This window comes from Streptomyces sp. NPDC056503, from assembly GCF_042794995.1.
Lineage (GTDB): Bacteria > Actinomycetota > Actinomycetes > Streptomycetales > Streptomycetaceae > Streptomyces.
On sequence record NZ_JBHTST010000198.1, the window covers coordinates 1 to 11,106 of the forward strand.

Below are 11,106 nucleotides of genomic sequence, written 5' to 3' on the forward strand. Positions count from 1 at the left end.
CGGTACGCGTGCGTACCGGGGGCCTCGCGGGCCGGACCGCCGCGGGTCGGGCCGCCACGGGTCGGGCCGCCACGGGTCGAACCGCCGTGAGTCGGACCCCGCGGGTCAGGCCGCCACGGGTCAGGCCGCCACGGCGACCGGGACCTCCGCCGGGGCCAGGGCGATCTCCAGCACCTGGCGGACGTCGGTCACCGGGTGGACCTCCAGCTTCTCCAGGACCTCGGCCGGGACGTCGTCCAGGTCGGCCTCGTTCCGCTTGGGGATGACCACGGTGGTGATGCCGGCCCGGTGCGCGGCGAGCAGCTTCTGCTTCAGGCCGCCGATGGGCAGCACCCGGCCGGTGAGGGAGACCTCGCCGGTCATGGCCACGTCGGTGCGGACGAGCCGGCCGCTGAGCAGCGAGGCGAGCGCGGTCGTCATGGTGATGCCCGCGCTCGGGCCGTCCTTCGGGACGGCGCCCGCCGGGAAGTGGATGTGCGCACCCCGGTCCTTGAGGCCGGTGACGGGCAGTTCCAGCTCCGCGCCGTGCGAGCGGAGGAAGGAGAGCGCGATCTGCGCGGACTCCTTCATCACGTCGCCCAGCTGACCGGTGAGGGTCAGCCCGGCGCCGCCGGTCTCCGGGTCGGCGAGGGACGCCTCGACGAAGAGGACGTCACCGCCGGCGCCGGTCACCGCGAGTCCGGTGGCCACGCCGGGGACGGCGGTACGCCGCTCGGCCGGGTCCTGGGCGGACTCGGGCACGTGGTGCGGCCGGCCGATGAGTTCCCGCAGGTCCTCGGGCGTGACCGTGAACGGCAGCGCGCGGTCGCCGAGTTCGTGCTGGGCCGTGACCTTGCGGAGCAGCCGGGCGACGGCCCGCTCCAGGGTGCGGACGCCGGCCTCGCGGGTGTACTCGCCGGCCAGCCTGCGCAGCGCGGCCTCGTCGATGGTCACCTCGCCGGGTTCGAGGCCGGCCCGCTCCAGCTGCCGGGGCAGCAGGTGGTCGCGGGCGATGACGACCTTCTCGTCCTCGGTGTAGCCGTCGAGGCGGACCAGCTCCATGCGGTCGAGGAGCGCCTCGGGGATGGCTTCGAGCACGTTGGCGGTGGCCAGGAAGACGACGTCGCTCAGGTCGAGTTCGACCTCCAGGTAGTGGTCGCGGAAGGTGTGGTTCTGCGCCGGGTCGAGGACTTCGAGGAGGGCGGCGGCGGGGTCGCCGCGGAAGTCGGAGCCGACCTTGTCGATCTCGTCGAGGAGGACGACGGGGTTCATGGACCCGGCCTCCTTGATCGCGCGGACGATCCGGCCGGGCAGGGCGCCGACGTACGTCCGCCGGTGGCCGCGGATCTCGGCCTCGTCGCGGACGCCGCCGAGGGCGACGCGCACGAACTTCCGCCCCATGGCGTGGGCGACGCTCTCGCCGAGGCTCGTCTTCCCGACGCCGGGCGGGCCCACCAGGGCGAGGACGGCGCCGCCGCGGCGCCCGCCGACGACGCCGAGCCCGCGCTCGGAGCGCCGCTTGCGCACGGCGAGGTACTCGGTGATGCGCTCCTTCACGTCCTGCAGTCCCGCGTGCTCGGCGTCCAGGACGGCCTGGGCGCCCTGGACGTCGTACCGGTCCTCGGTCCGCTCGTTCCAGGGCAGTTCGAGGACGGTGTCGAGCCAGGTCCGGATCCAGGATCCCTCGGGCGACTGGTCGCTGGACCGCTCCAGCTTCTCGACCTCCTTGAGCGCGGCCTCGCGGACGGACTCGGGCAGGTCGGCGGCCTCCACGCGGGCCCGGTAGTCGTCGGACTCCTCGCCGTCCTTCTCGCCGTTGAGCTCGCGCAGTTCCTTGCGGACGGCTTCGAGCTGGCGGCGGAGCAGGAACTCGCGCTGCTGCTTGTCGACGCCCTCCTGGACGTCCTTGGCGATGGTCTCGGCGACGTCCTGCTCGGCGAGGTGCTCGCGGAGCTGGGCGGTGGCGAGCCGGAGCCGTGCGACGGGGTCGGCGGTCTCCAGGAGCGCGACCTTCTGCTCGACGGTGAGGAAGGGCGAGTACCCGGAGTTGTCGGCGAGGGCGCCGACGCCCTCGATCTGCTGCACCCGGTCGACGACCTGCCAGGCGCCGCGCTTCCTCAGCCAGCTGGTGGCGAGCGCCTTGTACTCCGTGACCAGCTCGGTGACGGCTCCGGGCAGGGGCTCGGGCACGCCCTCCTCGACCGTGTTCCCCTCCACCCAGAGGGCCCCGCCGGGCCCGGTCGTCCCGGCCCCGATCCGCACCCGCCCGATGCCCCGGATCAGCGCCCCCGGGTCCCCGTCGGACAGCCGCCCGACCTGTTCGACGATCCCGAGCACACCGGTCCCGGCGTACGTCCCGTCCACCCGCGGCACCAACAGCACCCGCGGCTTCCCGGCCCCGGGCCGGGAGGCCACCTGCGCGGCCTCGACCGCGGCCCGCACGTCGTTGTCGGAAAGGTCGAGCGGAACCACCATCCCGGGCAGCACGACCTCGTCGTCGAGCGGCAGCACAGGCAGCGTCAGCGGCACGGACGGCTTGGACTCAGAAGCCATGATCTCCCCTTCGGCAGTCAAGTTGAGCTATGCCGACTCAATGCATGTGAGCCCGCGAATGTTCCCCACCGGGCGTTCGCTGTGAGCGATCACTTTCGACACCTGCGGGGACAAGGCCGGCCGAGTGGCGCGTTCCGGCCGCGGGGCGGAGCCGGAACGCCTTCAGCCGAAGGTGCCGTCGGCTCGGGCGGCGAAGCCTTCGCAGCCGTCGTGCTCGAAACGCACCCGCCCGTCGAACGGCGAGCCGGCGTGGGCGCACGCTCCCCAGTCCGTGCCCAGCTCGCCGCTCAGCGCGATCCAGAACCTGCACCCACCGCACTGCTCGTCGAACCACTCGTCCCGATAGCCGGGGTCCCCGGTGGAGCGGTTGAGCAGCCGCGACCAGCGCTCGTGGACCTCGTCGTCTCCGCCCTCGCCGTCCGCCCGCGGCCCGTCCGGTGCCATCCGCTCCCGCCCTCCCGTCGCCTTCGCAAGGTCAATCTGCACGGACTCGGCACCGAGCCGCCAGCCGGTTCCCGCGAGCCTCAGGCCCTCGGCTCCGCCCGTCGCGGGCGTCACCCGCACCGGACACGACGCCCGCGGAGACGAAGCCGGGCGAGTGGCGTGTTCCGGCTGCGGGGGCGGAGCCGGGCGGGCATGCTCGGGCACATGAGGCGTGGTGTGGAGTCCGGACGCGGTCGGGTGTGGGGTGCGGTGCCGGCGGTGGTGCTGGCACTGGTCGTCGGGGTGGGCGGGTGCGCCGACGCCGACGAGCCGGCGCCCGGGACGACGGGCGGGGACCGGAGCGGAAGCACCGCGAGCGGGAGCGCCACGAGCGGCGGGGTCACCGCCGACCCCCGGTCCGGGACCGTGCTGGTCGAGGTGGCGGTGAGCGGGGGGTACGCCGGGGTGGACAACCGGCTCGTGGTGCGGGAGGACGGGTCCTGGACCCTGCGGTCCCGGAACAAGGAGCCGCGCACGGGACGGATGGGCGCCGACGGCCTGGCCGAGCTGCGGGCCGCGCTCGACGACCCCGCCTACGCGCGCGTGCCCGAGCGGCCGGGCGGACGGCCGGTCGCCGACGGGTTCCTGTACTCCGTGACCTACCACGACCGGACGGTCGTCGCCGGTGACGACGAGCGGCCCGCCGCCCTCCAGCGCGTCTTCGACGCCCTCCCCGAGGGCGGTCCGCCGACCGCCCCCTGATCCCCGCCGCCGGCGGCGGCGCGGAACCGGCGGCACCGGGCAGGGCCGGGGCCTACGCTCCGGCCGCGCGGATCGCGGCGTACTGGCGCCGCAGGTAGTCCCGCACCCGCGCGGGCATGTCCATGGACTCGGGGTCGAGGGCCCACTGGATCTGGAGGCCGTCCATGACGGCGAGGTACTCCTGGGCGATGCCGCGGCAGTCGATGCCGGAGCGGAGTTCGCCGCTGCGCACGGCGGCCTCCAGGCGCTCGACGCTGTGCGCGAGCACGCGCGCGTACCGCTCCTTGAAGTACGCGTGGGCGGGGTGGCCGGCGTTGCCGGACTCGCCCACGAGGACGTTGAACATGCGGACGATGCCGGGGCGCCGGGTGTTGTCCTCGATCAGTCGGACCAGCGCGTCGAGGAAGGCCGCGTAGGACTCCGGCTCGGCGGCGAAGAGGCGCTCGACGTCGTGCTCCTCGCTCTGGGCGAGGACCGAGAGGAGCAGGTCCTCCTTGCTGCGGAAGTGGTGCAGCAGGCCGCCCTGGGTGATGCCGCAGTCGTGGGCGATGCGGGCCAGGGAGGAGGCGTGGAATCCCCACTTCCCGAAGTGGTCGACGGCGGTGTCCAGGATCAGCCGACGGCGGGCGTCACCGACGGCGTAGCTGCCACGACCTGCGCTTTTGGCGGTCGAGGGGACCTTCTTCTCCGGCATGCGGCCACCTTAGTCCCGCCGGGGAAGGCATCACTCCGGGCGTGATCCAGCTCACATTTCACAAACCTAGTACCCACTCGGTTTTCACGCTTAGCCTGAGCCCGCCCACCCCCTCGCCCCCTCGCCCCCTCGCCTCCTCGCCTCCTCGCCTCCTCGCCTCCTCGTTCACCCACCTCCCCGCTCACTCACCCCCTCGTTCACCCACCTCCCCGCTCACTCACCTCCTCATTCACTCGCCCCGTTCGACTCGCTCGCTCACGAAAGGCCGGTGCGGACGCGATGCACCCCTACCAGGACGCCACCCGCCCCACGGACGAGCGCGTGGAGGACCTCCTCGCCCGGATGACGCCGGAGGAGAAGGCCGGACAGCTCTTCCACACGATCCTGACGATGAACCCGGACGGCACCCCGGTCACCGAACCCGACGCCGCCACCTCCCGGACCACCACCACCCCGGAGCTGATCGCCGGCCGCGGCCTCACCCACTTCAACCTCCTCGGCAGCCACGGCGCCCGCGAGATGGCCCGGTGGCACAACGCGATCCAGGAGATCGCGGCCGGCACCCGGCTCGGCATCCCGGTCAGCCTCTCCACCGACCCCCGCCACGCCTTCACCGACAACATCGGCGCCTCCTTCAACGCCGGGGCCTTCTCCGCCTGGCCCGAGGCCCTCGGCCTCGCCGCGATCCGCGACCCGGAGCTGGTCTTCCGCTTCGCCGACACGGTCCGCCGCGAGTACCTCTCCGTCGGCTTCCGCACCGCCCTCCACCCGCAGATCGACCTCGCGACCGAACCCCGCTGGTCCCGCCAGTCCGGCACCTTCGGCTCCGACGCCCGGCTGAGCGGCGAGCTGGTGGAGGCGTACGTACGCGGCCTCCAGGGCGAGCGGCTCGGCCCTGACTCGGTGGCCGCCATGGTCAAGCACTTCCCGGGCGGCGGCCCGCAGAAGGACGGCGAGGACCCGCACTTCCCGCACGGCAAGGAGCAGGTCTACCCGGGCGGGATGCGCGACCACCACCTGGAGCCGTTCAGGGCCGCCGTCGCCGCCGGCTGCGCGCAGATGATGCCGTACTACGGACAGCCGGTCGGCACCGACTGGGAGGAGGTCGGCTTCGGCTTCAACAAGGGCGTCGTCACCGGCCTGCTCCGCGAGGAGCTCGGCTTCGACGGCATCGTCTGCACCGACTGGGGCCTGCTCAACGACTCGGTGATCCTCGGCGAACCCCACGAGGCCCGCGCCTGGGGCGTCGAGCACCTGAGCGTCGCCGAACGGGCGGCGAAGGCGCTGGACGCGGGCGTGGACCAGTTCGGCGGCGAGCACTGCCCCGAGGTGATCGTGGAGCTGATGGCCTCGGGCCGGATCCCCGCGTCCCGCGTCGACGCCTCCGTGCGGCGCCTGCTGCGCGAGAAGTTCCTGCTCGGCCTCTTCGACGAGCGGCGGTACGTGGACCCCGACGAGGCCGCCGAGACGGTCGGGCGCGCCGACTTCGCCGCCGCCGGCGCCGCCGCCCAGCGCCGCTCGCTCACCGTCCTCACCGACGGCCCCCTGCCGCTCTCCGGCCGGCCCCGGCTGTACGTCGAGGGCGTCGACCCCGAGGTCGCGGCGGCGTACGGCGAGGTCGTCGCCGCCCCTGAGGACGCCGACCTCGCCGTCCTCCGCCTGCGCACCCCCCACGAGGAGCGCCCGGGCCGCTTCGAGTCCTTCTTCCACTCCGGCACCCTCGCCTTCGAGGAACCGGAACTCGGCCGGATCCTCACCCTGCTGGCCACGGTGCCGACCGTCGTCTGCGTCAACCTGGAACGCCCCGCCGTCCTCCCCGAGATCGCCGCCCGCGCCGCCGCCCTCCTCGCCGACTACGGCGCCGGCGACGACGCCCTCCTCGACGTCGTCTTCGGCCGCGCCCGCCCGGAGGGCCGCCTCCCCTTCGAGCTGCCCCGCTCCATGGACGCGGTCCGCGCGGCCCGGTCGGACGTACCGAACGACACGGTGGATCCGGTCTTCCCGTACGGGCACGGCTTGGAGCTCTGATCCGGGAGACCGGACATCGGATCCGTAATCCATCACGTCGGATCCGTAATCCGTCATGTCGGATCCGAAATCCATCACATCGGATCCAGCATCCAGCCTTCTGGACGTTGGATCCGACCCACAGACCGCGGGGATCCTGACGACCCCGCGCCGTCCGGGGCCCGCCCGTGGGGGGCCGGGCCCCGGACCCCTCCCTCGAAATGTCATGCCCATGAAAGGACGCACCGCCATGCGCCGTACCCTCGCGCTGACCGCAGCCGCGGCCGTACTCGCCGGCCTGGGCGCCACCGCCTACGCGACCACCCCGGCCGCGGACCGGGCCGGGCCCCGGCCGCGCCCGCTCGCCGGCCTGCGGATCCTCCTCTCCAACGACGACTCCATGAGAGCCGCCAGAACGAGCAACTCCGACGGTCTGGGCCTGTACGAGCTCCGCCGCGCGATGTGCGCCGCCGGGGCGGACGTGGTCGTGATGGCCCCCTGGCAGGTGCAGTCCGGCAAGGGCACGGCCGTGACCAACGGCGGCGCCCTCACCGCCCAGCGACGTACCGCCCTGCCCGCCGGGTACGAGAACGACTGCGCGGGCGCGCCCTCGGAGGGGGCGGTGTTCGGCGTGTGCCTCGCCGAGGGCGGCTGCGCGCCCGACTCCCCCAGCGCGACGCCCTCGGACACCGTGAAGCTGGCCCTGCGCGGCGGCCTCAAGGCGAAGGTCGGCTGGCGGGGCGCCCCCGACCTGGTCCTCACCGGCATCAACTCGGGTCCGAACATCGCCGCGAGCGTCAACGACTCCGGCACGGTCGGCGCGGCCGTCGCCGCGATCGACCAGGACGTCCCGGCCATCGCGTTCTCGTCCTCCGGCGACGAGAGCCAGCTGTTCTTCCCCCGCGAGAACTACCGGGCGCACGCCGAGTTCGGCGCCCGTCTCGTCGCGGGGCTCAAGGACCGGGGGCTGCTGACCTCCGCCTTCGCGCTCAAGGTCGACTACCCGGACGTCAGCGCCGGGCAGAGGGCGAAGGCCCCGGTGTGGACCCGGGTCGGCGACGGGGCCGTGGTCTACCACGCGTACGAGCAGCGCGGCTCGGGCGACACCTTCGACATCGCCCTCGGCCTGTGCGAGGGCGAGGGCGAGGGCGAGGAGAGCGAGGGCGAGTGCGTCGAGCACCGCGAGGACGCCGACTCGCGGTGGCTGCTGGGCGAGGGACACGTCACGATCGCCCCGATCACCTGGGACCGCACCTACGGCACCCCGGTCGAGGCCCGGCGCGAGCTGAAGGCGGTCCGGCGGTACGTGGAGCGCGAGGCCCCGCGCCCCTGACGCCGCTCCCGGACCGGCGTCGGCGTCGGCGTGGGCACCGACTCCGGCACCTCGAACAGTCCCCCAGTGTCACCCCGTGACTCCGAAACGTGTTTGTCCCGGCCGCCCGCGCTCCGCGAGGATGGCCGGGACGACCCGTCCCGACACGACGAGACACGGAGTGACTGCCCATGAACAGCCCCGTCACCCTCGACCGGCGCGAGGGCCCGTACGGCGAAGTCGTCCTGCGGCGCCGCGACGCCGGGGACCGGACCGACTTCGAGATCATCGCCAACGGCACCTTCCTGATGGACACCTCCGACGGACGCTCCGAGCGGCTGCTCGTCGACGCGGCCATGGCGGCCCTGCCCGAGCCCGCCCGGGCGGGCGCCTCCGTCCTGATCGGCGGGCTCGGCGTCGGCTTCTCGCTGGCGCACGCCGCCGCCGACCCCCGCTGGGGGCGGATCGCGGTGGTCGAGCGGGAGGAGGCGATCATCGACTGGCACCGGAGCGGCCCGCTCGCGTCGCTCTCCGGCCGCGCCCTCGCCGACGTACGGACCGTGATCCTGCACACGGACCTGGTGGAGCACTTGGAGACCTCCGCGGACACCTACGACGCCCTCTGTCTGGACATCGACAACGGCCCGGACTGGACGGTCACCGAGTCCAACGAATCCCTGTACGGAGCAAGGGGGTTGGCGTCCTGCGCGGCCCGCCTGAACCCCGGCGGGGTGCTCGCCGTGTGGTCGGCGCGTCCGTCCGGCGATTTCGAAGAGTCATTGCGGAATGCCGGATTCAGCGGGGTACGGACGGAAGAGGTCCCGGTTGCCCGGGGCGTCCCCGACGTGGTCCACCTCGGCATCCGTCCTGCGTAGCCGGGACGCCGCGGGTACCTCTAGGCTGCTGCACCGACATCGGCGACGCGAGGCGGGGCAATGGAGCAGACACACACCACTCACCAGGGTGCGGCGACTCCGGGGGCCCAGCGGCGCGTCCTGGTCGTCGAGGACGACCCGACGATCGTGGAGGCGGTCTCCGCCCGGCTGCGCGCGGAGGGCTTCCTGGTACAGACGGCCACCGACGGCCCGGCGGCCGTGGAGGCGGCCGAGGCCTGGCAGCCGGACCTGATGGTCCTCGACGTGATGCTGCCCGGCTTCGACGGCCTGGAGGTCTGCCGGCGCGTGCAGGCCCAGCGTCCGGTGCCGGTGCTGATGCTCACCGCCCGGGACGACGAGACCGACATGCTGGTCGGGCTCGGCGTCGGCGCCGACGACTACATGACAAAGCCTTTCTCCATGCGCGAGCTGGCCGCCCGGGTCCACGTGCTGCTGCGCCGGGTGGAGCGGGCCGCGCTCGCCGCCGTGACCCCGCGCAGCGGGATCCTGCGCCTGGGCGAGCTGGAGATCGACCACGCGCAGCGCCGGGTCCGGGTGCGGACCGAGGACGTGCACCTGACGCCGACCGAGTTCGACCTGCTGGTCTGCCTGGCCGGCACCCCGCGCGCGGTGCTCTCCCGGGAGCAGCTGCTGGCCGAGGTGTGGGACTGGGCGGACGCCTCCGGCACCCGGACCGTGGACAGCCACATCAAGGCGCTGCGCCGGAAGATCGGCGCCGAGCGGATCCGTACGGTGCACGGGGTCGGGTACGCGCTGGAGACCCCGGCGTCGTGAGCCTGCCGGGGCGGCGCGCCGGGGGGTCCCGGCGCCGGATCGCGATCTCGATCAAGACGAAGCTGGGCACGCTGGTCGTCGGCGCGGTGCTGCTGACCTCGGGCCTGGCCCTGGTGGCGATCCGCACGTCCACCGAGTTCCGGTACATCACGGTCTTCGCGATGATCGCGACGCTGCTGATCACCCAGTTCGTGGCGCAGTCGCTGACGGCGCCGCTGGACGAGATGAACACGGTGGCGGGGTCGATCTCGCGCGGTGACTTCTCGCGGCGGGTGCGGGGCGCGGACCGGCGTGACGAGCTGGGCGACCTGGCCTCGACGATCAACCGCATGGCGGACGACCTGGAGGCGGTGGACCGGCACCGCAAGGAGCTGGTCGCCAACGTCTCGCACGAGCTCCGTACGCCGATCGCGGCGCTGCGGGCGGTGCTGGAGAACGTGGTCGACGGGGTGTCGGAGGCCGATCCGGAGACGATGCGCTCGGCGCTGAAGCAGACGGAGCGGCTGGGCCGGCTGGTGGAGACGCTGCTCGACCTGTCGCGGCTCGACAACGGTGTCGTACAGCTGCGGGCCCGCCGTTTCGAGGTGTGGCCCTATCTGTCCGGGGTGCTGCGGGAGGCGAACCTGGCCGCCGCGCAGCGCGGGCTGCCGTCGACGTCCGGTCTGCACCGGCGTACGGACGTGCACCTGCACCTGGACGTGGCGCCGTCCGACCTGACGGCCTACGCGGACGTGGAGCGGCTGCACCAGGTGATGGCGAACCTGATCGACAACGCGGTGAAGCACTCCCCGCCGCACGGGCGCGTGACGGTGCGGGCCCGGCGGGGCCCGTACCCGGAGTCGCTGGAGCTCGTGGTCGAGGACGAGGGGCCCGGCATCCCGGAGGCGGAGCGGCACAAGGTCTTCGAACGGTTCAACCGGGGGACGGCCCCGGACCGGCAGGGGCCGGGGAGCGACGGCGGGACGGGACTCGGGCTGGCGATCGCACGCTGGGCGGTGGATCTCCACGGTGGCGGGATCGGTGTGGCCGAATCCTCACGCGGATGCCGGATCAGGGTCACCCTTCCGGGCAGTCTTCCGCTGCGCGATTGACGTAGGGTTCGAACCGGAAGCGAACGTTCTGCGTGATCAAGGGCAGACGTGGTCAGGGAGCGGCCGAAGGAGGCCGTAGCCCGCGCTTTTCCGTACCCTCACAGATGCGGAACCACGCTTGTTTCCCGCCATTCACGGCGCCGAAACACGCCGTCAAGTGTGACTTGCGCGACGTTGGAGTGCCCGGCCTGCACGTCCCGGCCGGACAGGCGTAGCCTTTATTTCCGCTGTCCATCACCTTGCGAAGCGGAAGAGGGCGGTTGCCGCCGTGTCGTCTCAGTCCCCCAGTACCCCGAGCTCCCCGGCCGACCAAGACGGGCGTGGCGTGAGCCCCGCAGCCGCCTTCGGTGCCAACGAGTGGCTCGTCGACGAGATCTACCAGCAGTACCTCCAGGACCCGAATTCGGTCGATCGTGCCTGGTGGGACTTCTTCGCCGACTACAAGCCGGGTGCGGCGGAGACCCCGTCCGCCCCGGCCGCCACCACCACGGCCGCGCCCTCGGCGCCGCAGGCGGGCCCCGCACAGGCCGCACCTGCCGCCCCGGCCGCCGTGCCCGCCCCGGCTCCGGCACCCGCCGCGGCCGCCCCGGCCGCGGCCCCGGCCCCGGCCCCGGC

The 11,106-nt window shown here is 73.3% G+C and carries 10 protein-coding genes; 7 read left to right on the forward strand and 3 right to left on the reverse strand.

The annotated features are described in order from the left end of the window. Positions 1-120: 120 nt before the first annotated feature. Together lon and ACFQ8C_RS34850 are read right to left on the reverse strand one after the other, a co-directional pair. The gene (gene lon, locus ACFQ8C_RS34845; protein ID WP_383465634.1) at positions 121-2,532 is read right to left on the reverse strand and encodes an endopeptidase La; all 2,412 of its coding nucleotides are present in this window, start codon (positions 2,530-2,532) and stop codon (positions 121-123) included. Between the two features lie 162 nt (positions 2,533-2,694). Beyond that, complete coding sequence (locus ACFQ8C_RS34850; RefSeq protein ID WP_383465636.1) at positions 2,695-3,018, reverse strand: DUF3027 domain-containing protein; 324 nt, start codon at positions 3,016-3,018, stop codon at positions 2,695-2,697. Between the two features lie 162 nt (positions 3,019-3,180). Here ACFQ8C_RS34850 and ACFQ8C_RS34855 point away from each other — a divergent pair, with 162 nt between their 5' ends. Beyond that, entirely contained in the window at positions 3,181-3,717 is a 537-nt protein-coding gene (locus ACFQ8C_RS34855; RefSeq protein ID WP_383465638.1) for a hypothetical protein, read from the forward strand. 52 nt (positions 3,718-3,769) lie between these two features. Here the strand turns inward: ACFQ8C_RS34855 and ACFQ8C_RS34860 are convergent, their stop codons facing one another. After that, the gene (locus tag ACFQ8C_RS34860; protein ID WP_383465640.1) at positions 3,770-4,411 is read right to left on the reverse strand and encodes a TetR/AcrR family transcriptional regulator; all 642 of its coding nucleotides are present in this window, start codon (positions 4,409-4,411) and stop codon (positions 3,770-3,772) included. A gap of 279 nt (positions 4,412-4,690) precedes the next feature. On the opposite strand from ACFQ8C_RS34860, the gene ACFQ8C_RS34865 reads away from it, so the two are divergent. The 6 genes from ACFQ8C_RS34865 to ACFQ8C_RS34890 all read left to right on the forward strand — a co-directional run. Further along, on the forward strand, positions 4,691-6,439 hold the full coding sequence (locus ACFQ8C_RS34865) for a glycoside hydrolase family 3 protein (protein WP_383465642.1): 1,749 nt from the start codon (positions 4,691-4,693) through the stop codon (positions 6,437-6,439). Positions 6,440-6,668: 229 nt separating this feature from the next. Further along, positions 6,669-7,751 (forward strand): 5'/3'-nucleotidase SurE, encoded by a 1,083-nt coding sequence (surE, locus tag ACFQ8C_RS34870; RefSeq protein WP_383465644.1) that lies wholly within the window; start codon positions 6,669-6,671, stop codon positions 7,749-7,751. A 170-nt stretch (positions 7,752-7,921) separates the two neighbouring features. Continuing rightward, positions 7,922-8,605, forward strand: a complete 684-nt coding sequence (locus ACFQ8C_RS34875) for a spermidine synthase (protein ID WP_383465646.1) — start codon at positions 7,922-7,924, stop codon at positions 8,603-8,605. A gap of 60 nt (positions 8,606-8,665) precedes the next feature. Then, entirely contained in the window at positions 8,666-9,400 is a 735-nt protein-coding gene (locus ACFQ8C_RS34880) for a response regulator transcription factor (RefSeq protein WP_169086869.1), read from the forward strand. Beyond that, the gene (locus ACFQ8C_RS34885; protein WP_383465648.1) at positions 9,397-10,491 is read left to right on the forward strand and encodes an ATP-binding protein; all 1,095 of its coding nucleotides are present in this window, start codon (positions 9,397-9,399) and stop codon (positions 10,489-10,491) included. Before ACFQ8C_RS34880 ends, ACFQ8C_RS34885 begins: the two co-directional genes overlap by 4 nt. A 268-nt stretch (positions 10,492-10,759) precedes the next feature. Next, the coding region (locus ACFQ8C_RS34890; RefSeq protein ID WP_383465650.1) for a hypothetical protein at positions 10,760-11,106 on the forward strand (347 nt) is incomplete at its 3' end.